This window comes from Flavobacteriales bacterium (assembly GCA_016124845.1).
Lineage (GTDB): Bacteria > Bacteroidota > Bacteroidia > UBA10329 > UBA10329 > UBA10329.
On record WGMW01000044.1, the window covers coordinates 1 to 25307 of the forward strand.

General features: G+C 49.4%; 18 protein-coding genes. 10 read left to right on the forward strand and 8 right to left on the reverse strand.

Annotation, left to right across the window (positions count from 1 at the left end; translation table 11 throughout):
- Positions 1-160: 160 nt before the first annotated feature.
- Positions 161-553: a response regulator gene (locus GC178_15510; GenBank protein ID MBI1288974.1), complete on the forward strand. Its 393-nt coding sequence runs from the start codon at positions 161-163 to the stop codon at positions 551-553.
- Here the strand turns inward: GC178_15510 and GC178_15515 are convergent.
- Entirely contained in the window at positions 550-1182 is a 633-nt protein-coding gene (locus GC178_15515; GenBank protein ID MBI1288975.1) for a response regulator, read from the reverse strand. The genes GC178_15510 and GC178_15515 overlap by 4 nt on opposite strands.
- Positions 1179-3455 (reverse strand): PAS domain S-box protein, encoded by a 2277-nt coding sequence (locus tag GC178_15520; protein ID MBI1288976.1) that lies wholly within the window; start codon positions 3453-3455, stop codon positions 1179-1181. The genes GC178_15515 and GC178_15520 overlap by 4 nt, the downstream gene beginning before the upstream one ends.
- A 48-nt stretch (positions 3456-3503) precedes the next feature.
- Between GC178_15520 and GC178_15525 the strand changes: the two genes are divergently transcribed.
- A complete protein-coding gene (locus GC178_15525; GenBank protein ID MBI1288977.1) occupies positions 3504-3971 on the forward strand; it encodes a hypothetical protein in 468 nt (155 codons plus the stop codon).
- Here GC178_15525 and GC178_15530 read toward each other — a convergent pair whose 3' ends face one another.
- A complete protein-coding gene (locus tag GC178_15530; GenBank protein MBI1288978.1) occupies positions 3972-5408 on the reverse strand; it encodes an aldehyde dehydrogenase family protein in 1437 nt (478 codons plus the stop codon).
- An 85-nt stretch (positions 5409-5493) separates the two neighbouring features.
- On the opposite strand from GC178_15530, the gene GC178_15535 reads away from it, so the two are divergent.
- Positions 5494-7227 carry a GHKL domain-containing protein gene (locus tag GC178_15535; protein ID MBI1288979.1) on the forward strand — a complete coding sequence of 578 codons (1734 nt, stop codon included), beginning with the start codon at positions 5494-5496 and terminating at the stop codon, positions 7225-7227.
- Positions 7224-7925: a response regulator gene (locus tag GC178_15540; protein ID MBI1288980.1), complete on the forward strand. Its 702-nt coding sequence runs from the start codon at positions 7224-7226 to the stop codon at positions 7923-7925. The genes GC178_15535 and GC178_15540 overlap by 4 nt, the downstream gene beginning before the upstream one ends.
- Positions 7926-8001: 76 nt before the next feature.
- On the opposite strand, the gene GC178_15545 is transcribed toward GC178_15540, so the two are convergent.
- Positions 8002-8790 carry an SDR family oxidoreductase gene (locus tag GC178_15545; GenBank protein ID MBI1288981.1) on the reverse strand — a complete coding sequence of 263 codons (789 nt, stop codon included), beginning with the start codon at positions 8788-8790 and terminating at the stop codon, positions 8002-8004.
- Between the two features lie 83 nt (positions 8791-8873).
- On the opposite strand from GC178_15545, the gene GC178_15550 reads away from it, so the two are divergent.
- Complete coding sequence (locus GC178_15550) at positions 8874-9404, forward strand: 3-hydroxyanthranilate 3,4-dioxygenase (protein ID MBI1288982.1); 531 nt, start codon at positions 8874-8876, stop codon at positions 9402-9404.
- A 115-nt stretch (positions 9405-9519) separates the two neighbouring features.
- On the opposite strand, the gene GC178_15555 is transcribed toward GC178_15550, so the two are convergent.
- Positions 9520-10650, reverse strand: a complete 1131-nt coding sequence (locus GC178_15555) for a T9SS type A sorting domain-containing protein (protein MBI1288983.1) — start codon at positions 10648-10650, stop codon at positions 9520-9522.
- Positions 10651-10707: 57 nt separating this feature from the next.
- Between GC178_15555 and uvrC the strand changes: the two genes are divergently transcribed.
- From uvrC to GC178_15575, 4 genes are all read left to right on the forward strand, one after another.
- A complete protein-coding gene (gene uvrC / locus GC178_15560; GenBank protein MBI1288984.1) occupies positions 10708-12522 on the forward strand; it encodes an excinuclease ABC subunit UvrC in 1815 nt (604 codons plus the stop codon).
- A 295-nt stretch (positions 12523-12817) separates the two neighbouring features.
- A complete protein-coding gene (locus GC178_15565; protein MBI1288985.1) occupies positions 12818-15613 on the forward strand; it encodes a PKD domain-containing protein in 2796 nt (931 codons plus the stop codon).
- 202 nt (positions 15614-15815) lie between these two features.
- A complete protein-coding gene (locus GC178_15570) occupies positions 15816-16352 on the forward strand; it encodes a hypothetical protein (GenBank protein MBI1288986.1) in 537 nt (178 codons plus the stop codon).
- Positions 16353-16585: 233 nt separating this feature from the next.
- Positions 16586-22690, forward strand: coding sequence for a hypothetical protein (locus GC178_15575; GenBank protein MBI1288987.1), 6105 nt, complete (start codon positions 16586-16588; stop codon positions 22688-22690).
- Between the two features lie 169 nt (positions 22691-22859).
- Here the strand turns inward: GC178_15575 and GC178_15580 are convergent, their stop codons facing one another.
- Genes GC178_15580 through GC178_15590 form a run of 3 tightly spaced genes read right to left on the reverse strand, consistent with a single transcriptional unit; the run spans position 22860 to position 24592 of the window.
- Positions 22860-23159: a hypothetical protein gene (locus tag GC178_15580; GenBank protein MBI1288988.1), complete on the reverse strand. Its 300-nt coding sequence runs from the start codon at positions 23157-23159 to the stop codon at positions 22860-22862.
- Positions 23149-23373, reverse strand: a complete 225-nt coding sequence (locus GC178_15585) for a hypothetical protein (protein ID MBI1288989.1) — start codon at positions 23371-23373, stop codon at positions 23149-23151. Before GC178_15585 ends, GC178_15580 begins: the two co-directional genes overlap by 11 nt.
- Positions 23374-23389: 16 nt before the next feature.
- Entirely contained in the window at positions 23390-24592 is a 1203-nt protein-coding gene (locus GC178_15590; GenBank protein MBI1288990.1) for an acetyl-CoA C-acetyltransferase, read from the reverse strand.
- 106 nt (positions 24593-24698) lie between these two features.
- Here GC178_15590 and GC178_15595 point away from each other — a divergent pair, with 106 nt between their 5' ends.
- Positions 24699-25106 carry a hypothetical protein gene (locus tag GC178_15595; protein ID MBI1288991.1) on the forward strand — a complete coding sequence of 136 codons (408 nt, stop codon included), beginning with the start codon at positions 24699-24701 and terminating at the stop codon, positions 25104-25106.
- The last annotated feature ends 201 nt before the right edge of the window (positions 25107-25307 follow it).

Here is a 25307-nt window from a genome sequence, read left to right on the forward strand (position 1 = left end):
CCTCCAATGCTATCTGGACGAATTCATCTTCAAACTCAACGGACGGTTTGCCAAGAATCTGTTCGACCGCCTGATGCGATTCGCCCTTATGTTCCGATGGAATCAATTTGCTTTAGGGTAACTTTGCGGATAATCATTTTAATCATTAAACAAAGGAGCCATGGAAAAGCAGAAAGACATTTGGTTTGTGGATGATGACGACATCTTCCGTTTCATTGTTAAAGGAATGATGGACAAGACCGATTATGCAGAAAGAGCGGACTATTTTGACGATGGCGACAGAGCCATCCTGAGGCTGATCGACATTTCCAAAAGAGGGAAACCCGAACCGAAGATCCTGTTTTTGGATCTGAGCATGAAGCATTTGGAAGGTTGGCAGATGCTGGATCTGATGAACGAGTTCGGCACCAAGACGAAAGTTGTGGTACTTACCTCATCTGTGGGTCTCAAAGACCGCATCCGTGCAGAAAAAGAACCGTTGGTAATGGGTTATCTGACCAAACCGATCGATAGAAGGCAGATCGTGAAATACATTGAAGAACTGGCGGCCTAATCGTTCACCACGCCCATCTTCATGGCGTATTTCACCAATCCGACCACGTTCTTCACCTCCAATTTTTTGATGAGGTTGCGTTTGTGAGTGTCCACCGTTCGGATGCCGCAATTGAGCTGATCGGCAATTTCCTGATTGGAGAACTCCTGCGCAATAAGACGCAGCACCTCCGATTCTTTCTTGGTGAGCATCGGCCCAGCGGGCTTGGACCCCTGCGCGAATTCAGATGAGATCTTGGTGATGACATCGCTGCTGAAGTGCTGTCTTCCGCCATAAACATCCTTAATGGCCCTTACAATTTCATCTTTGGTGGAATGCTTTAGAATGTAGCCCGAAGCGCCTGCATGGAGCGCTTCCTTGATGAAGCGCGGCTCATCGTTAATGGTCACGGCCAGCACTCTTATCTCTGGGTTCGACTCTCGGATGGCAGCAGTGGCGGCCACTCCGTTCATTTCGGGCATCATAATGTCCATCAGCACCACATCTATCTGCCGCTTTCCGCATACCTCAAGCACTTCCTTTCCGTTGGTAGCTACCTCCACAACATGAATGTCGGGTTCGCTGCGCAGAAGGGAGGAAAGCCCGTTTCGGATCATTTCGTGGTCGTCAGCTATCAGTACGCGTATCATTCCGTTCGTTTTTTCAGAGGTATTTCGATGGTGGTGACGGTACCGAGCCCAACAGCCGAATCAATTTCCACAACGCCTTCCCAAACTTCTGCTCTCGAACGGATGTTCCTCAAACCGAAGCCTTTTGATGGCTCCTGCGGGTCGAAACCGTTCCCATCATCCTCAACCATCAAAACTATGGAATCTCCGTGGTTGATCAGCTGCACGTAAATATGGTCTGCCACTCCGTGGCGAATGGAGTTGTTTATCAGTTCCTGCGACATGCGGAAAAGTGCCTTTTCCAATTCGGGCGTGAACCGCACATCCACATCCACCAGTTCGAGCGAGATCTGCATGTCGGTGGTGGTGCGTATCTTCTCCACCAGATCTTCCATGGCAGGACGCAGGCCGAACTGCCAAAGCACGTCTGGCATCAGGTTGCGCGAAATGTTCTTCACTTCCGTGATGGCAAAACCGATGTTGTCTTCCAGCGCATTGAGTGCTTCGGCCGTGGCATTCTCGGAGCGCGATTCCATACTCGACCGCAACTGCTGCACGTTCAGTTTTATGGCCGTAAAAAGTTGTCCCAATCCATCATGCAGTTCCTGCGAAACACGCATCCGTTCATTTTCCTGTCCTTCAATGAGGGCTTCGCGTGTCTGTTTCTCAATCTCCTTGGTGTCTGAAATGTTCCGTGCAATACAGACCACCGTCAGCACGCGCGAACCATGGAAAATGGGCGAAAGCGCCACACCGTAGGTCGAATAGCCTTGGCCATCGCGATTGGCCAGTCGGAAGTCGGTCTTCTTCGGCTTGCCGCTGGCAAATACTTCCCCGATCAATTCCATGGCCGCCTGCGCATTTTCAGGCAGCATCACATCATCGATGGTCCTGCCCGCCCACTTCGGTTCGGACGAAAGCTCTGGATAATCGTTCACGGAAAGAATGTATCCTTCAGAGTTCACCGTCATGATCAGGTCGTCTGCATGCTCAAAAACCGAACGCCAGCGTGCTTCTGAAGCCGCCAATGCCTCCTGCGCCATCTTCCGCGAGGTGACATCCGTTCCCACAGCCTGATAGCCGAGCAGCGTTCCCGTGCTTCCGAAGAAGGCCGTTACCGACCACTCCTGCCACACCATGTCGCCCTCCTTATCGTAGTTGCGCAGCTCAAAGGTCACTTGGTCGTTGCGTGCCGAAAGTGCTTCCAGATACTTCTCGCATTTGTCCAATTCCTCTGGCGGAAAAAGCGTTGGGAAACGCGTGGACTCCGATCCTTCCTTGAACTTGAAGAACTTGGCAAAGGCAAGGTTTCTGAAGAGGATCTTACCCTTCGGGTTGATGCGACAGATCATCTCCGTCTGCGCCTCTACAATACTCTGGTAGCGGTGCTTGATGGTGTTCAGTTCGGAGGCAAGCTGATTGGTATCGGTTACATCAACAATAGAAATGAGCACGAGCGAAAGGTCGTCTTCATGCCCTGGCAACACGTTGAGGATGAACTGCACCTCGATCGTGTCACCGTTCAGGTTCACAAACGAGCCTTCGGCCTGAAAGAAGGTCTTTCCTTCGTACAGCGCAATGAATTCCTCTGCAAAGATGGACTCGGATTCGGGTGTGAAATTGCGATGGATCTTGCTGATGAATCCTTCTTTATCGACCACGCCATACATCTGAAGCGTGGTTCGGTTCACGTTCTGCACCTGTATCAGGTCGATGCAGCGGTCCAACTCGCTCGGATTCTGCCTGAAATACCTGCGCAGATCGGTAATTCCCACCTCGCGCAGCTCATCCAAAAACAATTTTACCTGACTGAAATCCTCTTCCCAGAAGGAAATGGGCGCATTGTCGAAAATGAACCGATATTTCTCTTCCGAGAGGCGCGCATTGGTCACATCGCGCGAGATACCTATGAGCCCGATCACATTGCCCTCTGCATCCCGCAGGGCCGATTTACTGGTGGAAAAATACGTGTGACCCTTGCCAAAAAGACCTCGGCTCTCGTACGAGACCGATGTTCCCGTCTCGAAGATCCGTTGATCGTATTTGGCAAAATCCTGCGCCACCTCCTCGCCCATCAGCTCAAAGTCTGTGCGGCCGATCACCTCATCAATGCTACAGCCAAAATAATCGGCTCCCGTTTGGTTGATGGTGATGTACCGCCCTTCCAGATCCTTGGCATAGACCGAATCGGATGCCCCTTGAACAATGCTGTTGAGCAGTTCATTCTCCCGTGATAAAAGCTTCAGCCTGTCCTCTGGGCGCAAAGCCAGCGTGTCTTTGGTGATGTCCGTCATTCAACGATCTAAATTAGCTTTACGCGGACAACAACCGTGATTTCTCTGATGAATTTCCGCCTACTATTTTTCGTTGGTCTGATGTTGCTTCTTGCTTCCTGCACGCAGGTACAGCCTCTGGAAGTACGCACCGTAACCTGTTGCGAACTGAAAACGGCCGTACGTTCCGAAGCGGAAATTGCATTTGATGTGGAGCTTTACAACCCGAATGAATTTCCGATCAATGTTAAAAACTATCGATTGGATGTTCGGATAAATGGAAACACGATCGGCAACAGCACCAATAAGGAATTGACGATCATTCCCGCCTATTCAAAGGTTTCCAAATCCATAAGTGTAACGACCTCTTCCAAAGAACTGATCAGCGGTTCGCTGATGATGGGATTGGGTGCTTTGATGGGCAAAAACCCTTCAAGCCTTGAGGTGGAAGTTGTGGGTCATATTACTGGAAGCGCCAAAGGAATTTCGAAGCGGGTACGTATTCGCGAGAAGTACCCCATCAAGATGCATCCGTGATCAGGAAATCGGAATACAAACGTTTTTCGGTTCGGTAAAGAAGCGAAGCGCTTCCCAACCACCTTCGCGGCCAACGCCCGATTGTTTTACACCACCGAAAGGCGTTCGCAGGTCGCGCACCAACCAGCAGTTTATCCAAACAATGCCTGTATGCAATTGCGCTGCAACGCGATGCGCCCTCGTCAGGTCGCTGGTCCAAACGGTTGAGGCCAAACCGTATTTGGTGCCATTGGCATAGGCGAGCACTTCTTCCTCCGTATCGAACGGTTGAAGTGTGACCACAGGGCCAAAGATCTCTTCTTGGTTTGTTCTGCATGTGTCTGGCAAACCTTCTATGACGGTCGGTTCGATGAACCAGCCGCCAAGGTCTGTTTTGGCCTCTTTGCCTCCGCAAAGGACGGTTCCGCCCTCTTGCTTTGCCAATTCGATATAGGACAGGATCTTCTCGAAATGCGGTTTGGAAACCACGGCTCCGAGTTTTACATCCGCGTCTTTCGGGTTGCCGACCTTCATCTCCTTCACCATCCCCACAAAACGGTCGCGGAACTCATTGTAAATACCACGCTGAATGTACATTCTCGAACCGCACAGACAGATCTGTCCTTGATTCGCGAAGCTGGAATTGAGCGAGGTTTTGAGCGCATTCTCCATGTCGCAATCATCAAAAATGATGTTGGGATTCTTTCCTCCCAACTCCAACGAGAGTTTCTTGAACATGGGCGCGGCCGTCCGCGCGATGGTCTTTCCTGTTTCCGTTCCTCCCGTAAAGGAGATCATCGGAACATTCGGGTTTTCTGTAATGGCCGAACCGACCTTGGCGCCCAGACCATGAACGATATTCAACACACCTTTTGGAAAACCTACCTCATCGCAGATCTGCGACAACAAAAATGCCGACATGGGTGTGATCTCTGATGGTTTGGCAACCACGGTATTACCTGCGGCCAATGCGGGTGCAATTTTCCATGTAAAGAGATAAAGCGGCAAGTTCCATGGAGAGATACAGCCAGCCACACCAATGGGCTGACGAAGCGTGTAGTTCAGATATTTTCCATCGGTGTCGTGCAATTCCGAGCTGTCATGCAAAATGGCCGTGGCGAAGAATTTGAAGTTGTCGGAAGCGCGTGGAATATCCACCTTCTTGGCCAGCCAAACAGGTTTGCCGTTGTCGGCACTTTCGGCTTCGGCAAGTTCATCCAACCGCTCCGAAATTCTGCGCGAAACGTTGAGCATGTGCTGCGACCGCTCTTCGCGCGTTAGCGCAGACCAACTGGGAAACGCGGCCTTAGCGGCCTGCACTGCGGCTTCCACATCGGCCGCATCCGAGTCAGGAATCAACGAATAGACCTCGCCCGTTGCGGGGTTGTAGTTGTCCAAGAATTGACCCGATCTGGGTGCGTGGAATTTGCCGTCTATGTAGTTCAGAATCTGCTGCATGGCCTGCGTTTTCGGTAAAAATAGGCATCGTTAAAATGTGTTAAGTAGATAATAGCGCCCTCGGCTCGCACGTACTTTTGTTGTGTTGGGCAAGAATACGATCAAAGCAACCATTATTCTGATGACCGTGGCGCTGGTAGGGCTGATCGGGATACAGGTGTATTGGATCAACAATGCGGTGAAGCTGCGCCAGCAAAAATTCCAGTCTTCGGTAAATGAGGCGTTGGGAAATGTGGTCTATCAGTACGAGAAACTGAAAACGGCCGAGAATCTGGCGCTGAAAATGGATCTGCGCGAAAAGCGCAAGCGTCTGGTGTTGGAAATGGATTCCATCAACCGCGCCATTCGCAGAACGCAGGACAGCCTGATGCTGCTGCAACACCAAAAGTTTGAACTGGACAATGGATTTGCGCCAAACCCGCAGGCATTGCCGACAAACCATGGTTTCTTTTTTGCGCCAGAAGACAACTTTGCGAACGTGTTCGCATCGAACAATGAGGCGCATTTCGAGATCAATATCTATGAGGAATTCTTAGTGGATTCTGCGGGAACGCTGGTGAAACGAAGCCGCCAGAAACGGTTTGAATCTCCTAACTACGGGCCGATAAGAAAACCCTCGATCCCCGAATCGCAAGATCAAGTGGAATGGTATGTTGACTCGTTGAAGCAGGCACAGGCCATGAACCTGCAGTGGCTGGAGAAACGTGCCGACATGGTGAATGAGATCTTTGAGGAGATCGTGAGTGTGGACCTGTACAATAGGGCCGATGACATTGATACGCTTGCACTTGATTCTCTTTTGCGAGAGCAACTGAAGGACAAAGGCATCGGTGCAGATTATGCGTACGGCATCTTCGACCCGTTCATGAACGCGTTCTATTTGGATGCCGATTCGGAAGAAGTGAACGGCATTCTTGCCTCACCACACAAAGTCAATCTCACACCAGGAAACGTGTTCAGCCAACCGAAATTCCTAAGCATCTTCTTCCCCAACCAGAACAAGTACCTGCTGCGCACCATGTGGCTGCTGCTCACCATTTCGGCCATGTTCATTCTGGTCATCATCTTCTCCTTCTCGTTCACAGTTTCCACCATCATCCGACAGAAAAAAGTATCAGAGATCAAGAACGATTTCATCAATAATATGACGCATGAGCTGAAAACACCGATCAGCACCATTTCGCTGGCGTGTCAGGCGCTGAGCGATCCCGACATCAAGAACACGGCTGGTATCGTTGACAACTACATCAACGTAATTGCAGATGAGAACAAGCGGCTGGCAATGGTGGTGGAGAACGTTCTGCGTACGGCCGTGATGGACAAAGGCGAACTGAAACTGAAGGTCACAGACCTTGATGTGCACGAAGTGGTGAGCCAAGTGCTGCAGAACATGAAAATCCAACTGGAGCGCAGAGGCGGTCAGTTCATCACCGATCTGCAAGCCACCGAAACACTGGTTCAGGCCGATAAGATCCATCTCACGAACGTGGTCTTCAACCTCGTGGACAATGCCTTGAAATACACGGAGAACATTCCCGTGATCAAAGTCGGAACGCGGAACGAAAAGAATGGAATTGTGGTTTTTGTGGAGGACAACGGCATCGGCATCGGCATCAGCAAGGAAAATCAGAAGAAGATATTCGATAAACTATACCGTGTTCCCACGGGAAACATCCATAATGTAAAAGGCTTCGGGCTCGGACTGAGTTATGTGAAGGCCATCGTTGACAAGCACAACGGCTGGATCACCGTTCGCAGCGAGCTGGACCGAGGCAGTAGATTTGAAATATTCATCCCCCATAAATACATTCAACCATGAGCACAGAAAAGATAAACGTACTGTTGGCCGAAGACGACCCGAACCTCGGAATGCTACTTCGCGAATACTTGAACGCCAAAGGCTACCAGACCACTTTGGCCGAGAACGGAAAGGTCGGTTATGAGGCTTTTAAACAGGGCGGTTTCGACATCTGCATTCTGGATGTGATGATGCCTGTGAAGGACGGCTTTACCATGGCGGAAGAGATCCGCCAAACGGATAAGCAGATCCCCATCATCTTCCTTACGGCCAAGAGCATGAAGGATGACAAGCTGAAAGGGTTTGCGGCTGGAGCGGATGATTACATCACCAAACCGTTCAGCATGGACGAACTGCTTATGCGCATGCAGGCCATTCTGCGCAGAACGCTCCCAGATGGCAATAAAGCCAAGAAGAAAGAAGCGATCAATGTTGGTGGATTCCTATTCGACTACGACCGTCAGGTGCTACAGATAAACGGAGAAGAAAGACGCCTCACAACGAAAGAGGCCGACCTTTTGAACATGCTCTGCGAGAACCGCTACGATGTGCTCGACCGCAACTACGCGCTCAATAAAATATGGGGAGATGACAACTACTTCAACTCACGCAGTATGGACGTTTACATTGCCAAACTGCGCAAGTACTTGGCACCCGACCCAGAAGTTGAACTGGTGAATGTGCACGGAAAGGGTTTTAAACTTCTGGCTAAGGAGTGATCGGTTTATTTAGTTGATAACGTTTACAAAGTGAGCCAGCTAACGCTACCAACTCTGCAAACCGATATCTTATCAACTATAAACAGCCCGTTCTTCCTCCATCAACTGGAACGTTGATTCCGTTGATGTAGCCAGCCAACGGTGATGCCAAGAAAGTGGCCGCTGCTGCAACTTCCCACGCTTGGGCAAAGCGGCCAGCGGGGATTTCCGCCTTCATGTGTTTTTCCACTTCCGCTTCGCTGATTCCTTGCTTATTGGATTTATTGGCGATGATGGAACTCAAACGTTCCGTGCTTGTGGCGCCTGGCAGCACGTTATTCACCGTAATTCCGAACTGACCGAGTTCATTGGCCAACGTTTTGCTCCAATTGGCCACCGCTCCGCGAATGGTGTTGGAAACGCCCAATGCGTTCAGCGGCACTTTCACCGAAGTGGAAATGATATTGATGACACGGCCGTAGCCTTCAGCTTTCATTCCTTCCACCAACGCTTGCACCAACAAATGATTACACATGAGGTGCGAACGGAACGCAGCTTCAAACTCACTCAGGTCGGCATTGATGGCCAAACCTCCGGCTGGGCCGCCTGTATTGTTCAAAAGAATGTGGTAAGGTTCAGACGATTTTACGTGGTTTTCCACCACGATCTTCAATGCTTCGGGTTTACTGAAATCGGCCACCAAATAACCGTGCTGCCGACCATCTCCGCTTGCGAGTTCGGCCAATGTTGTCTTCAGTTTTTCCTCATTCCGCGCCAGCAACGTGACCGAAGCACCAGCCTCTGCCAACTGCAATGCAACTGCTTTGCCGATGCCTGCCGTGCTTCCACAGACCAGGGCGCGCTTTCCTTTCAGATCGATTTTCATGTTCGGGCTTTGGCCAAAGCTACTGTAAATTGCACTGCCATCAACTTTTGAAAAGTTGACGACATTTGAACAAACTAAAGATCATGGCAATACGAAAACCCTTCAACCTGCAACAATGGATCGATGATAACCGCGACCTGCTGAAACCGCCTGTCGGAAACAAAAACCTGTACGTGGAAGCTGAAGACTATATCGTGATGATCGTGGGTGGGCCAAACGCCCGAAAGGATTATCACTACAATGAAACGGAGGAGCTTTTCTATCAATTGGAAGGCGACATCAACGTGCGTATTCAGGAAAATGGGAAAGCTGTGGATGTGCCAATAAAAGCAGGCGAAATGTTCCTGCTTCCTGCAAAGGTTCCTCATTCGCCAGGCAGAAGCGAGGGTTCGGTCGGTTTGGTGATCGAGCGAGTGCGCATCGGCACCGACATGAAAGACGGTCTGCTGTGGTTCTGCGACAAATGCAACACCAAACTGCACGAAACCTACTTCCCGCTTACCGATATTGAGAAGGACTTTCTGCCACGTTTCCGCGAGTTCTATGGTTCGGAAGAACTGCGAACTTGCTCCAACTGTGGCTACGTAATGGAAACAGATCCGAGGTTTGTTTAACTTCTCGCCAAGACGCTAAGTCGCAAAGAGTTAGATCAGCACACGTGAATAAAATAAAAGGGCATCCGACTTAGTCGGATGCCCTTTTCAATTTCTTAGCTCCTTTGCGAGAAACTTATTTGATACAGCTCAATCGGCCTGTGTGGGCGATCTTTCCGCTTTCATCCACCATTTGGTAAACATAAAGACCACTTGCCAAATTGCTCACGTCAACCGTTTGGTTATCGATGGTCAATCGCTCCATCTGAAGCAGTTTTCCGCTCATATCCATGATGTGTAACAGATAGATATCACCGCCTGTTCTTACACGAATGGTACCGTTTGTAGGGTTCGGATACATCACCGCCTGTCCAGCAGCTACGATATCTTCAACACCTGTACAGCACTGGGTCTGATCCGAAATGAACGTTGCATTCAGCGGTGTTCCCGATTGGTCGGTTTCAAACTCTACCACGTAGTAACCGATCTCTTGGCTCAGATAACGTGTTCTGTATGTGGTAGACGTTCCTGGAATACCGATAAAGCCCTGAACAAGCGCTGGAGGCAATTCCCAACCACCGGAAGCAGTCCAGCCCCAAAGTGAATCAACGTTTGTTTCAACCACATTCATTCGTAGCACATGATGTGTTTCGCCCAACACATTGGTCAAGGTTCCTTCTGCGTCCATCGATGATTCGATATAAACCGTACGCTTAATTCGAACTGAATCCGGAGCGGGTTGCCAAACCAGACCAACTTGGGCAGGCAACAGACCTGCTGACAATTCGCGCTGATCGAAAACAGCGGTATCGGTAAATGATGTTCCTAAACTGGATGGAAACGTGAAGATGGTCCAAGGATTCGTAGCCGGAATAGAAAGCACCAACGGAACTGGGCTTCCCAGTTGAGGACCAAGGTCGCCACCGAGGCCGATAACATCCACAGAGCCTGCATTCACTTGAACAAACCCATAGGCCTGCGATTGATCCACCGCCATATCGGCCGTTGGGAAATCGCTTCCGCTGGTTACGGTAGCAGGGTCATAAAATCCTACAGTGAACAAAGAATCCGTATTCAGCATTGAAAAGTCGAACGTCTGTCCGCTTCCCGTTGTACCCAGATCAATCGTCAGATCGGTTACATCTAAATCTGTTCCAAAAGAAAACGAGTCTCCCGCTTGTGGGAAATCGCTCTGATCAATGGTAACTGTTTGCGCATTGGCTGCCGCAATCGTTCCCAGAACAAAAAATGGTATCAGTTTTTTCATAATTGTGTTTTTATTGAAGCATCAAATGTACGCATTGCCTCAAGTTATATTTGTAAAGTGAGCGTCAATCAGGCACCCGAACATATTCAGACCCTTCTCAAGACGATTCCGGAATCTCCGGGAGTGTATCAGTATTTCGATAAGGACGGGAAACTGATCTATGTGGGTAAGGCCAAAAGCCTGAAGAAACGCGTGTCTTCCTACTTCACCAAAGACCGATACGATAGCCGAAAAACCGCCATTCTCGTGCGGCAGATACGCGACATTAAGTTCATTGTGGTGAATTCCGAATTGGATGCGCTCCTGCTGGAAAACAACCTCATCAAGGAAAATCAGCCCAAGTACAATGTGCTGCTAAAGGACGATAAGACCTTCCCCTGGATCTGCATCAAGAAGGAACCTTATCCGCGCATTTTCCCGACAAGAAGAATTGTGAAGGACGGTTCGCAGTACTTCGGGCCGTACGCCAATGTGAAGATGATGCACACGCTTTTGGAGCTCATCCGCCAACTCTATCCGCTGCGGACGTGCAATCTCAACCTGACGCAAGAGAACATTCGGGCGGAGAAATTCAAAGTGTGTTTGGAGTTCCACATTGGCAATTGCAAAGGGCCGTGTGTGGGCAAACAGACCGAGGACGATTATGACCTCGCCATTCAGAATGTGAAGAAGATCATCCGTGGCAACATCCGCGAAGTGCGCGAACATCTTCAAACCCTCATGACCGAATTCGCGGAGAAACTGGAGTTTGAGGAAGCGCAACTTGTCAAGGAGAAACTCGAAATACTGGAGAAATTCCAAAGCAAGTCGGCTGTGGTGAGCCCCGTGGTTTCAGATGCCGATGTGTTCTCCATCGTTTCAGACGTGAAATCGGCCTACGTCAATTACATGCGGGTGATTGAAGGCGCCATCGTGCAGGCACACACCATCGAACTGAAAAAGAAACTGGACGAGACCGATGAGGAACTGCTGGAAATGGCAGTCATCGAGCTTTCGCAACGCTTCGGGTCGGATGCCAAGGAATACATCCTGCCGTTCGAACTCAACCTCGAAATTCCGAACGTGAAGATCACCGTTCCGCAGCGGGGCGACCGCAGCACGCTGCTCAAACTTTCGCAACGCAACGCCCTCACCTACAAGCGCGACAAGGACAAACAGACCGAGATCCTCGACCCCGAGCGCAACGTAACGCGCATCATGGAGCAGATGCAGAAAGACCTGCGCATGAAGGAGCAGCCGCGCCACATCGAGTGTTTCGACAACTCCAACATACAGGGCAATTTCCCCGTGGCGGCCATGGTGTGTTTCCGCAACGGCAAGCCGTACAAGAGCGACTACCGCCATTTCAACATCAAAACCGTGGAGGGCCCAGACGATTTCGCCTCCATGGAAGAAGTGGTCTATAGGCGCTACAAACGCATGTTGGATGAAGGCATTCCGCTGCCGCAGCTCATCGTTATCGATGGCGGCAAAGGCCAACTGAGCAGCGCGGTAAAGAGCCTCGACAAACTGGGGCTGCGTGGCAAGATCACCATCATCGGCATTGCCAAAAAGCTGGAAGAGATCTATTTCCCAGGCGATTCGGTGCCGCTGTACATCGACAAGCGTTCGGAAACGCTCAAGATCATCCAACATGCGCGCAACGAGGCGCACCGTTTCGGCATTACGCACCACCGTAACAAGCGCGCCAAGGCCACGGTCAAGTCAGAGCTTACCGACATCAAAGGCATTAGCTATAAGAGTTCGCAGCAGTTGCTGTGGAAATTCCGTTCGGTAAAGAAGATCAAAGAAGCCACCGAGGCCGAACTGGCCGAAGCCGTTGGCAAGGCCAAAGCGAGGATCGTTTTTGAGCATTTTCACCAAGAGGGGTAAAACGGGAAAAAGGAAATTCGGGAAAACGTTATTTGGGCGTTCCCGCGCGTGGGCGTAGGCTGAGGCACTCGAAGCCTACAGCGTAGCAGAGGCTACCCTTCGAGAACCTCAGGGTACGCACAGCCAATGAAGTGCCAGCCGAAAGGCGCGGGCGGGCTTTACGCTCTATCTTTTTGTGAAAGACAAAAAAGTATGCCGCTCCAATCCCTAACGCACGCCACCTACCACCGTCATTGCAAGCCGAAGGCGCGGCAATCTAATTGCAGTTGTACTTTAGCATTCAAACCCCAAAGTCATGAAAAGAACTTTACTCCTTCTTTCCATTTTCAGCGCATTAACCACGTTTGCTCAAACCAATGTCAGCGGTCTCATTTCTTCAAACACAACTTGGACAATGTCTGGAAATCCGTACATCGTTCAAGGGAATATACTGGTTGCCAACGGAGTAACTTTACAAGTTGAACCAGGTGTCGAAGTTCGTTTTGATTCTGGTACTGAGCTAAGAGTCGAGGGAGTTTTGAGGGCTGATGGAACTGCCAACGACAGTATAATTTTTACAAGCAATAGTATTTCCCCAGTCACAGGTGACTGGTACGGTATCACGTTCATGGATAGTAGTCAGGATTTCGACAGTTTGAGCCAATCAGGTTGTAGCATTAAATATTCTAGAATTGAATATGCGGGTGATTCGGATGGGGCGGGAGTTACAACCAATTCCTCATCACCGTTTCTTAGTCATTGTTTGTTTCAGCAAAACGATCGGGCAGCAATTAGAATAGTTGGGCTGTTTGATTCTGAATTAAGGATCTTCGACTGCACAATTCGGAGTAATTACTTAGGAGTTAGTGTCTCAACTCCAAGTATTTCTTATAACGATGCAAACTTTCGACTATTTAATTCTGAGATCACTGGTAATTCGCATGGTGGTGTGTCAATTAGTTGGACGCCAGAAAATACTATTCAAGACAACTTTATTGCTAATAATGGCTCATACGGTATTTCACTTTGGTCTTCTACGTCAACTATTGATGGTAATTACTTGGTGGGCAACGATACGGCCATTGTGGTGAATTCCTATTATACAAACCCGTCTCATTCGTATCGGATAACCCGAAATCTCATTTCTGGCGGTTCAAGTGGAATACAATTTGAGGACTTCGCATTTACCCTTCCCCAATTTCAAATTGAAGAAAATATCCTTGTCAATAATCATGGAGGAGTCTCATTGCTGGGAGGCGGAGCCTCTAATTTGGTTGGAAACCAGATTATCGATAACTCCATGTCCTCACATCTGATTAATGTCTTTTTCGTAGACCCACCAAGTGAGTTTTCCTTTGGTCGGAAAAATACCATTGTACGGAACACTTGTACGTCCTTAGGCGAAAGTTTCAGTACTGAATTCACGTACTATTGGGTTAACTCTCAACCAATAAATGTAAATGCGGAATTCCGCCAAGCCAACATTTATGACAACACGAATGTGGTTGGTACACACTACGATTTTACGTCAGATATAGATTTAATTGCCGACAGCATGTTTTGGAAGACCCAATCATTGCCTCAAATTAACGATAGGATATTAGATTTTTTTGACAACAACAGCTTGGGAGTAATATCGTACAGCCCAGTTTTACAGAATCCGAACACATCTGCACCTGTTACGCCAATAAGTAATGTTTCCAAAGTTGAATTAGGAAACGGTAATGTCAAACTTTGCTGGTCTGACAATTTGGAAACTGATTTGGCGGGCTATCGTGTTTACTACGGTAGTCCTACTGGTTATTCTTTCTCCAATTCAATTGATGTTGGAAACGTGAATACCTACACGTTAAGTGGTGTGAGCATCAACGATAGCATTGCGGTTACCGCCTACGACACAGATGCGGATAATTTTGAAGACATGTTTGACGGCAATGAAAGTTGGTTCACTTATGCGGAAGATGCTTCATTGGCCGCGGGTTTTACAAGTTCAGCTATTGACCTATTGGTGGACTTTACCAACCTTACTGTTAATACGGATACGGTCTTTTGGGACTTTGGAGATGGCAACTCTTCCAATGACATTTCTCCTCAGCACCTATATACGGATACAGGAACGTATAATGTTTGTCTAACAGTTGGCAATGATTGTGCTGGTTTACAAACTGTCTGTGAACTGGTTTCGGTTAGTTGTCCTGCACCGCAGTCAGCCTACAGTTTCGTTATTAATGGTTTGGCAGTTGATTTTACAGACCAAAGTTCCAACACAGACGATTGGAGTTGGGATTTTGGAGACGGATTTCAGGCCAATGTTCAAGACCCAACGCATACGTTTCAATCTCCAAATACTTATGAGGTCTGCTTAATTGCAGAAAATGATTGTGGCCCTGATACCACTTGCCAAGATATAACGGTATCGTGTTCGGGTAGCTTCGAAATCACTGCCAGCGGTGATTTAGAGTTCTGTGATGGGGATAGCATTTTGCTACTGGCAGAAACAGGGTTAACGGATTACGAATGGAATACAGGAGCGACATCCCATTCAATTTATGCATTGGAAGCAGGTAGCTACTATTCTTCAGCAATGTCTGGCGGTTGCGAGTTTTTATCAGACACTGTTTCGGTCAGCATTATTGAACCAACTCCAACCATTTTATATAATGAAAATGACCTCACATGTCCTGAGAGTTTTGTATCGTATCAATGGTATTTGAATGATACAATTATCCTTGGCGCAACTGGCCAAACTTACACGGCAACAACCAGCGGAAACTACACCGTTGAAGTAGTTGATGACAATGGATGTGTAGGAACCTCATTTATTTTGGAGTTCACATTGCAAGTAGGTATCTGGGAATACGATGATTTCACCTTCTCCATCTACCCCAACCCCGCCACAACCAACCTTACCATAGAAAGCCGCACACAGCTTGCGCAGGTTTGGGTGAGGGATGTGGCTGGTCGTCCTTCGATACACCATCCGCCACAAGCGGATGGCACTCAGGATGACCGTGTGGTCATTGACATCAGCGGTCTGCCTAGCGGCATCTATCTGGTAGAGGTACTTACACAGAACGGCCAGCGGTCGGTGCAGAAGGTGGTGGTGGAGTAAAAAAACCTCCCCCAACCCCTCCTTTCCAGGAGGGGAGCTGTCTCTTCGTTCAAACGTTAAATCAGAGCGCCAATTCTCCCCCTTCGAAAGGGGGAGTGGCCGTAGGCCGAGGGGGTCTTATCAAAACATCATTGTGTAATACTCGCGCCCCTCTTTCAGTTCATGGCATACTATTCGCTCTACCTTCGAAAAAACTCAAGCCATGTCACGTAGCATCCTTTCTTATCTCTTTATCTCTTGTCTCTTCATCTCTTCTGCCCTCGCGCAGCACACCGTCATCATGAAAGACGGCTCGCAGAAGAAGGGCGAAGTGAAATCCATGCAGGGCCCAACCCTCACCATGATGCACAACGGAAGACCGTTGGAGATCCTCGTTTCCGACATCCGCACCATCAACTTCTTTGATGAGGAACAGGCCACTGCGGCTTCGTCCACCAACCTCCGCAAGAAGTTCAAAGAAGGTTTCAAGGAGTACGAATACGAGATGGAAGGCCGCAAGATGATCAGCTTCCCGAAGATCGGCCTTGGCACCAAGGATGAGGGCGTGGTAGTGGTGGAAGTGACCATCGACAAGTACGGGAACGTGCTTCGTGCCGAACCAGGCGCGCCAGGCACCAAGACCACAGACGACAAGTACCTGTTCGTGAAAGCGAAATCAGCCTGTCAGCAGGCCAAATTCGATAGCGACCCGACCGCACCGCTTTCCACCACAGGCAAGATCTACGTTACGTTTCCTTGATTTTTTAACCACAAAGGCGCGAAGAATGCGCCTAAGAGCGCAAAACATGAAATAGCCACAGAAGCGCAGAAGACACAGAATTACAATGGAATCTTTATTCCCTTTCTCTGTGAAAATCTGTGTTTCTGTGGCTAAAAACATGTCTTCGAAAGGCTAATTTCTTCGCGTTTTCTGCGAAATACTCTGCGCCTTTGCGGTTAGTCCCACCCCCAATTATGGATAATCCATAACTTATGCATCCACAAGAAAAACCGAAGCACATGAGGTTATTCCTTATCGCCCTATTCACAATTTTCACCACGGGTTGCCAAGCCCAGAACTATGGCGGCTGGTGGCAGGAAGTAGACCAATACACCAACGATGGCCGCCCGAAATCGGCCTTAGAGGTGGTTCGGAAAATCCACGACCAAGCCGTGAAAGACGGCAACGGTCCGCAGTTGGTGAAGGCCGTCATTCACGAGATCAAGTTCCAATCGGAGTTTGAGGAGGAAAGTCTGGTGGCGAGCATCATCCGCTTGGAGGATGAGGCCAAAACCGCGCCCGAACCCACCAAGCAGATACTGCATTCGTTGCTGGCCGAAATGAACTGGGGCTATTACCAGAACAACAGTTGGCAGATACACAACCGAACTGCCACTGAAACTGCGGGAGACAACATCCTGACATGGGATTTCAAGCGCATTGCTGAAGAAGCCGACAAGCATTACCGACTTTCATTGGAGAACGCGGAAGTGTTGAAATCCGCTGCGCTGAAGGATTACGAGGCGATTCTGACAGGCTCTGATAAGTACCGTGAGTTACGGCCATCACTCTACCATCTTCTGCTATCTCGAGCATTAGATTTCTACAGCTCGGAGGAGCGCGAACTCATCAACTTCGACCCATCGGGCATTTACAACGACCCGAAACTGTTGGGTTCGGTGGATGAGTTCCTTACGTGGGAAGCACCAACGAAAAGCGGTCTGCAACCCGCGGCTTACAGCATTCATCTTTATCAGGAATTGCTTCGCGAAGCGCAAAAACTCGGTACAGAAGCCATGGTCTCTGAGGACCTGAAACGCTTGAATTTCATCTACGGCCGTTCACAGGCGCAATCGGCCCATAAGGACTACACACGTAGGCTGCAGCAGTTGGTAAAGGAACACGCAGCCGATGCCGTTTCGGGTGAGGCTGCCTACTATCTGGCACTGCTTTATCATGACCAAGGAAGCGCTGCCTCCGACCCATCGCACCCAGCACGCTGGAATTGGAAAACGGCCGATTCCATCTGTCAGGTTTACATTCAGAAATTCCCGAATTCGTTGGGCGCGAGGAATTGCACTTCGCTTTCCGAACGTATCCGTCAGCGCGATTGGAGCATGGCGGCCGAGCAGCACACACTTGCCGAAAAGCCCTTCCGATTTCTGTTCAACTACCGCAATATTGGAGATGCCGATGCGGACAAGTGGACGGTTTACACGCAAGTGGCCAAACTCGACCCTATTGAATACCGCGAGAACGCCCGCAGCAACTATGGCGAAAAGCTCATCAACTGGCTGAAGTCGCATTCGCAGACCGTTTCCGAAAAGTCGTTTCAAGTTCCGAATCCAGGCGATTTCCGCGAGCACAGCATTGAACTTCCGTTGGAAGGTCTGCCAATCGGCACCTACGTCATCTTCACGGGCTCCGACTCTAAATTATCTACCAATAAGGATGTGGTCTCGTATGCCATCGTCACGGTCACAGATCTTGCACTTATTTCCCGTTCAGAAAATGATGGTGAAACGGTGCTGAAGGTCGTTTCGCGCGATAGCGGAAAACCCATCGCGCAAGCAAAAATTGAACTGCTGAGTTTGGTTTACAACCGCAAAACGCGCAGCAACGATTATCAATTGGAGCAGACGCTGACCACCGACCAGAACGGGCAGGCGGTTTGGAAGGGCCAGAGCCAGAATTACCGTGGTTATGTGGTGGATGTGTACCATGGCGAGGACAAACTGATCGGGGCGGATAACGTGTTCGGCTACAGCAACCGCGAGGACATCCGCTGGAACGACCAGACGCATTTCTTCCTCGACCGCGCCATTTACCGCCCTGGCCAGACCATCCATTTCAAAGGCATCATGCTTTCGAGCAACGGCAAGGAGGTGAAAACGCTGACTGACAAGAACACGACCATGAAACTCTTTGATGCCAACGGGCAGGAAGTGAGCTCATTGAACTTGAAATCAAATGGTTTCGGGACGTTTTCTGGAACGTTCATTGCGCCAACGGGAGGCTTGAATGGCATGATTCGAATCGGGAATGAAAGCGGTTCGCATTCGTTCCGCATGGAAGAATACAAGCGGCCGAAGTTTGAGGTGAAGGTCGATCAGCCGAAGGAGCAATACCGCGTGAACGACACGGTTTCGGTTTCGGGAACGGCCATGTCGTATTCAGGCGTTCCGCTGGATGGTGCAGAAGTGAAATACCGCGTCACACGCATGGCCCGATTCCCATTTCCGTGGTTGTGCTGGGGATGGATGCCGCAGTCGCAGCCCAAGCAAGTGGCTTTCGGTACCGTAACCACCGATGCTTCGGGCGTTTTCCAAACTGAATTCGAAGCACAGCCCGACCCGCTCATCAAAGCCACTTACAAGCCTGTTTTCAACTACCAGATTGAAGTGGACGTGACCGACCAAAGTGGCGAAATGCAGACGGGCAACACCAGCGTTTCGGTGGGTTATCATGCGCTTAACATCGACATTGACGTACCTGCCATCATTGAGAAAAAGGAGCTGGGCAAATACACGGTTTCAGCCACAAATCTTTCGGGAGAAAAGCAACCTGCCGAGGTTTCGGTGGATGTTTGGAAACTCATTCCGAATGAGCGGATTCTACGCAAACGATTATGGCAAACGCCCGATCAGTTCTACCTGAGCGAATCGGAATTCAAGCGTATGTTCCGCAACGAACCTTACAAGAACGAGGGCGACCACCAAACGTGGGAAAAGGACAAGAACATGTACCATGCGGTGGTTAAAACCGCACAGTCGGGCGAGGTGAATTTTGCGCCATTGAATGGCCTCGGGCAAGGGTACTATCTCGTGGAACTCACTGCCAAAGATGCATTCGGAACGGAAGTGATTCAGAAGGAGTATTACAACTTGGTGGATGCCACGGCCAAGGTTCCCCCCTACTTCACAACGGCCTGGTTCCACACGCTCAAAGACAACTATGAGCCTGGGGAAACGCTTGAACTGCTGGTCGGTTCGTCTTACGCTTTTGTGGATTTCAAGATTGAGGTGGAAGTGAAGGACAAAGGTTTCCAGACCAACAAGATCATCTACACCAAGGGAATCTCTTGCACGGGAACTCAGCAGAAACTGGAGATTCCCGTGACCGAAGAATGGCGTGGAAATGCGCAGATCCACATCACCACTGTTCGGAACAACGAACTGTTGAGTTGGTCTAAAACCATTTCGGTGCCTTACACCAACAAGCAGTTGGATGTGAAGCTCGAAACCTTCCGCAAGGAAATGGCGCCCGATGATGCCGAAGAATGGACCGTCAGCATCAAAGACATGAACGGAAAACCCGCCAAGGCCGAATTCCTGACCACAATGTATGATGCCTCGTTGGATGTGCTGGCCGCCAACAATTGGGGGCTGTCGCCTTACCATTTTCTGAACGTCCGCTACAACTGGAATTCCAACTCCTTTGGCCAAGCCCAAACCCAGATATGGAACCGCAACTGGATGAAATATCCGAGTTCAACGATTGATAGGGACTTTGAGCAGATTGATTGGTTCGGGTACTATTTTGGAGGAAGGAATATCTACCTGCAATCGGCCAGAAACACGGTTTATTCTCGCGGAAGAGCGGCTGAAATGTTTGGTATCGCAGAGGAGGCCGTCTTGGACGAAGTTCAAGTGGTAGAATACGAAGCTCCGTTAATTATGAAAGATGGTGCTTCACCCCCAACAGCGGACAAGGTTTCAGGCGACACGATGATTTCTGACAACTCCGACTCAGCCACCCCGAAAGACATTAGAATGCGATCGGATTTCAGCGAGACCGTATTCTTCAATCCGCATTTGGTGAGTGACGAAAAGGGAAATGTCAGCTTCAAATTCAATGCGCCACAATCGCTCACGCGATGGAAATTCATGGGGCTTGCCACCACCGAAGACCTGAAAATTGGAACCATCACCGAAGAGGTCGTAACCCGCAAGCAATTGATGATCACACCGAACTATCCGCGTTTCGTGCGGGAAGGCGATAAACTCATTTTCCAAGTGAAAGTGAATGTGTTGGACAGTTCGGTTACCAAGGCTTCTGCTTCGCTGGAACTCCAAGATGCACTCACAGGAGAACCACTCAAATTGCCAATTGCCAATCGCCAATTGTCCATTGCAAATGGTTCAGCGGTAGCTTCTTGGGAAATCAACATTCCCGAAGGAATTTCCGCCATCAAATTCACCACAAAAGCGTGGTCTGATAATCACTCCGATGGCGAGGAAAAAACCATTCCCGTACTTCCGAACCGCATGTTGGTGACCGAAAGCATGCCACTTCCCGTCAGAGGAAAAGGCACGCACACGTTCAGTTTCGATAAGCTGAAACACAACACATCTTCTACGCTTCGAAACCACTCGCTCACGCTCGAATTCACGCCCAATCCGATCTGGCTGGCGGTGCTTTCCCTGCCGTACATGATGGAATATCCGTATGAGTGCTCCGAGCAGATCTTCAGTCGCTACTACGCCAACGCCATCGGCACGCATCTGGCCAATTCAGACCCGAAGATCAAAGCCGTTTTCGAGCAATGGAAGCGTGATGCTCAGAACAAAGAAGGAGATGCATTCCAATCTGAACTGGACAAAAACCCAGAACTGAAACAAGCATTGCTGACCGAAACCCCTTGGGTGCGCGATGCGCAGAATGAGACCGAGCAGCGCAGGCGTATTGGTGAGCTGTTCGATACTGATCGTATGGAAACCGAACTGCAAGCGGCCCTGAAAAAACTGAAGCAGAACCAACAGCCCGATGGCGGCTGGGGCTGGTTTAACGGCTTGCGCTCCGACATGTACATCACGCGTTACATCGTTTCGGGCTTCGGGAAAATGCGCAAGATGAGCGTGTGGCAAATGGATGGAGAAACTGAATCAATGCTTCGCGAAGCAATCGTTTTTCTCGATGAGGAAATGGTGAAATTCTACGACCGCAGAGACCTGAAGGACAAGGATTACATGCCGAGTTGGACCGACCTGCACATGACCTATGCGCGGTCGTTCTGGCTGGATGATTTTGCGCTGAACGGCAAGGCGAAAACCACTTACAACCTGATCGTGAAGAACATTCGCGATAAGTGGACAAAACTTGATGCTTCGCAGAAAGGTCTGGCGGCTGTGGTTTTGAAGCGGTCGGGCTTTGAAGATGATGCCAAGAAAGTCATCGTGTCTCTTCGAGAAACGGCTTTGACAAGTGAGGAATTCGGCACGTATTGGGCCATGGACAAGGGTTATTACTGGTATCAGGCTCCGATTGAGAACCACGTGATGATCTTGGAAGCGTTTGATGAGGTGGCGAACGATGCCGACATGGTGCGCGAGATGAACATTTGGCTGCTGAAACAAAAGCAGACGCAAAGTTGGGAAACGACCAAGGCCACAGCCGAAGCCTGCTACGCGCTGATCTCAACTGGCAACACCGACTTTGAAACTGAAGCGAAAGTTTCCATCAAACTGGGGAACGAAACCATCGACCCGCGCACTGACCCCGACCTGAAAACCGAAGCAGGGACGGGGTATTTCAAAACCAATTGGACAAAGAGTTCAGTTGATTCGGAAATGGGTAATGTGACCGTTACCAAAGACAACGATGGCGTGGCGTGGGGTGCGGTTTACTGGAAGTATTTCGAGGACTTGGATAAGACCACAGGTGCTACCGATAACCCGATAAAAATGGAGCGGGATGTGATGCTGTTGGAAGACACGGAGAACGGCCCCGTTATGAAACCATTGGGAGAGAACACCTCGCTTTCGGTTGGAGATAGAGTTCGCGTTCGCATCGTTCTTGAAACCGACCGCCACATGGAATACGTGCATTTGAAAGACATGCGTGCTGCCAGTTTCGAACCGCGCAAGCAACTTTCAGGAGTTGAATTCCAAGAAGGATTGAGCTACTACCGCTCCACCACCGATGCGGCCATGAACTTCTTCTTCAGCTACTTGCCCAAAGGCACGTTCGTATTCGAATACGACCTGAACGTTACTCAGGCAGGTACATTCAGCAATGGCATTTCACAACTGCAATGCATGTACGCGCCTGAGTTTACAACGCACTCAGAAGGAGTGAGGTTGGAGGTTGATAAATAGGTTTGTCCTCATTCATCAGCTTGGAACAATATTGGAATCTGATTCCGAAATTGTACTGGCGGCCTCTGTTTCAAACACGGTTCCCAAGCAATGGCATTTCACAACTGCAATGCATGTATGCGCCTTAGTTTACAACCCATTCGAAGGGTATGAGGTATGAGGTTGGACGCTAATCCCTGAAATCTTCCTTCTGACGGTTATCAAATAGGGTTACTATCTCGATTGTCTTGTCCTGAATGCGATAAACGGCCGTAGTGTTCTGATGTATGTGTCCGATTCGAACACCCTCCACAGAATTTGATAGTTTGAACCCTTCAGGATAGACACGAATCACGTCCTCGAAATCCTTTACCAGATCAAGTAATCTTTCGGCCTCCTTGAGCGACCATTTCCGCAAAACGAAATCGTAGATTTCTTGAAGGTCGCTTACCGCTTCTTCCGACCAAATGACCCGATACTCAGCGGCCATACTTTTTCCAAACTTCAGAGCTTTCCATCACTCTTCCGGCCTGAATATCGTCCAATCCTTTGTACACTTTAGCTTTCTGCGCTGGTGTGAGGTCTTCCTCTTCACCGACAACCTCATGATTCTTCTTATAGAAAAGCAAAGCCTCCAACATCTGTTCGTTGTCGAGTTTGGTCAGCCACTCGATCAATTCAAGTTTTGTGGTTTCGATGCTCATGATTTAAAGGTAGCGATTAAACCCGCTCAATTATGGTAGCAATTCCCATTCCGCCACCAACGCAAAGGGTTACAAGACCAGTTTGCTTATCCTGACGTTCGAGTTCATCGATAAGCGTTCCCATCAGCATAGCACCTGTAGCCCCAAGTGGATGGCCCATGGCAATGGCACCACCGTTCACGTTCACTTTGCTTTCGTCAATGTTCAGGTCTTCGAGGAAACGAAGCACAACTGAAGCAAACGCCTCGTTCACCTCGATCAGATCGATGTCACCGATTTCCATCCCTGCCTTTTTCAACGCTTTGCGTGTAACTGGCGCTGGTCCAAGAAGCATAATGGTCGGTTCGGTTCCTGTCAACGCCATGGAACGGATTCTTGCGCGTGGTTTCAAACCTTGTGCTTCACCAGCTTCTTTTGTTCCAATAAGTGTCAAAGCAGCACCATCCACAATGGCCGAAGAGTTTCCAGCATGATGCACGTGATTGATGGTTCCAACCTCTGGGTATTTCTGGAGTGCGAGTTGGTCAAATCCCATATCGCCCAGTTTCTGGAAGGCTGGATTCAACTTCAAAAGTCCTTCTGCGGTGGTGCCAGGACGAATCATCTGGTCTCTATCAAGCAATGAATTTCCATCCGCATCTTTCACGGGAATGATGGACTTCGCAAAGCGACTCTCATTCCAAGCGGCATCTGCTTTGGCGTGTGATCGCGAAGCAAACTCATCCAACTGCGTACGATTGTAACCGAACTTGGAAGCAATCAGATCAGCAGAAATTCCCTGTGGAACAAGCGCGTGTTTCGTAATGAAATCGCGGTCGTCATACATCGGGCCGCCATCGGAAGCAATCGGCACACGGCTCATACTTTCCAATCCGCCAGCAACCAACATATCAGCGTTTCCGCTGCCAACATACGCAGCTGCCATGTTGATGGCTTCCAAACCTGACGCGCAGAAACGATTCACCTGCACACCTGCGGTGGTTTCGGCATAACCTGCCTCAATGGCAGCAGCCTTAGCGATGTTCGCTCCTTGCTCTTTCACAGGGCTCACGCAACCTATGATAGCATCTTCCACCAGATCGGTGTTGAGGTTATTTCTATCACGAATGGCCTTGAAGGTCAAAGCCAAAAGATCAACGGGTTTTACCGAAGCCAAAGCCCCGTCTGGTTTTCCTTTTCCGCGCGGTGTGCGCACCGCATCATATATGTAAGCGCTCATTTCTGTGATTTTGGACAAGTTTAGGTAATGAAATTGACGCATGGAAATGCAACAAAAATCACAGCGTAAAAAACTCTAAGAGTTACATTTGTGACAAAATTCCGCCATGCAAATCGATTCAACTTTCACCAACGCCATCCACATTTGTGTTTACCTCGACCGCACCGACAAGCACTTGGTGAACAGCACGGAATTGGGCGAAAGTATCGGCACAAACCCTGTTGTTGTGCGTAGAATCGTTGGGCGATTGAAGGAATTCGGCCTCATTAAGGTGAAGCAAGGCATCGGTGGCGGTTACTTTTTGGGTCGCCCGTCCATGAGCATCACGCTTTGGGACATCTACTTGGCCATGAAGAAGGACAATCCGTTCCGCTGTAAGGTTGGCAACGAAGAAGACACCGTATCTCTCAACCTTCCTGAGGCGTTGGAAGACACCTTCGCGAAAGCAGAATATGCGCTGAAAAAACCGCTTGCGGGAGTTACCGTGAAGCAAGTTTCGCAGCGAATTGATTAAACGTCATTGCGAAGGAGGAACGACTGAAGCAATCTCTTAGAAAGATTGCCGCGCTTCGCTCGCAATTGTAAAAGTCAACTAATTCGGTAACAAAACTTTAGGTTTCTGTTATGCGAATAAACACCAATGACATGACCCTTCAACGGAACTACCTGGAGAAGTTCCGTTTTCTGATAAAGGAGTATGAACAGGTCAAAGCAA

Coding starts and splice junctions, on each gene's coding strand:
- GC178_15510 (MBI1288974.1), top strand. CDS start 161: ATGGAAAAGCAGAAAGACATTTGGTTTGTGGATGATGACGACATCTTC.
- GC178_15515 (MBI1288975.1), bottom strand. CDS start 1,182: ATGATACGCGTACTGATAGCTGACGACCACGAAATGATCCGAAACGGG.
- GC178_15520 (MBI1288976.1), bottom strand. CDS start 3,455: ATGACGGACATCACCAAAGACACGCTGGCTTTGCGCCCAGAGGACAGG.
- GC178_15525 (MBI1288977.1), top strand. CDS start 3,504: ATGAATTTCCGCCTACTATTTTTCGTTGGTCTGATGTTGCTTCTTGCT.
- GC178_15530 (MBI1288978.1), bottom strand. CDS start 5,408: ATGCAGCAGATTCTGAACTACATAGACGGCAAATTCCACGCACCCAGA.
- GC178_15540 (MBI1288980.1), top strand. CDS start 7,224: ATGAGCACAGAAAAGATAAACGTACTGTTGGCCGAAGACGACCCGAAC.
- GC178_15545 (MBI1288981.1), bottom strand. CDS start 8,790: ATGAAAATCGATCTGAAAGGAAAGCGCGCCCTGGTCTGTGGAAGCACG.
- GC178_15550 (MBI1288982.1), top strand. CDS start 8,874: ATGGCAATACGAAAACCCTTCAACCTGCAACAATGGATCGATGATAAC.
- GC178_15555 (MBI1288983.1), bottom strand. CDS start 10,650: ATGAAAAAACTGATACCATTTTTTGTTCTGGGAACGATTGCGGCAGCC.
- GC178_15565 (MBI1288985.1), top strand. CDS start 12,818: ATGAAAAGAACTTTACTCCTTCTTTCCATTTTCAGCGCATTAACCACG.
- GC178_15570 (MBI1288986.1), top strand. CDS start 15,816: ATGTCACGTAGCATCCTTTCTTATCTCTTTATCTCTTGTCTCTTCATC.
- GC178_15575 (MBI1288987.1), top strand. CDS start 16,586: ATGCATCCACAAGAAAAACCGAAGCACATGAGGTTATTCCTTATCGCC.
- GC178_15580 (MBI1288988.1), bottom strand. CDS start 23,159: ATGGCCGCTGAGTATCGGGTCATTTGGTCGGAAGAAGCGGTAAGCGAC.
- GC178_15585 (MBI1288989.1), bottom strand. CDS start 23,373: ATGAGCATCGAAACCACAAAACTTGAATTGATCGAGTGGCTGACCAAA.
- GC178_15590 (MBI1288990.1), bottom strand. CDS start 24,592: ATGAGCGCTTACATATATGATGCGGTGCGCACACCGCGCGGAAAAGGA.
- GC178_15595 (MBI1288991.1), top strand. CDS start 24,699: ATGCAAATCGATTCAACTTTCACCAACGCCATCCACATTTGTGTTTAC.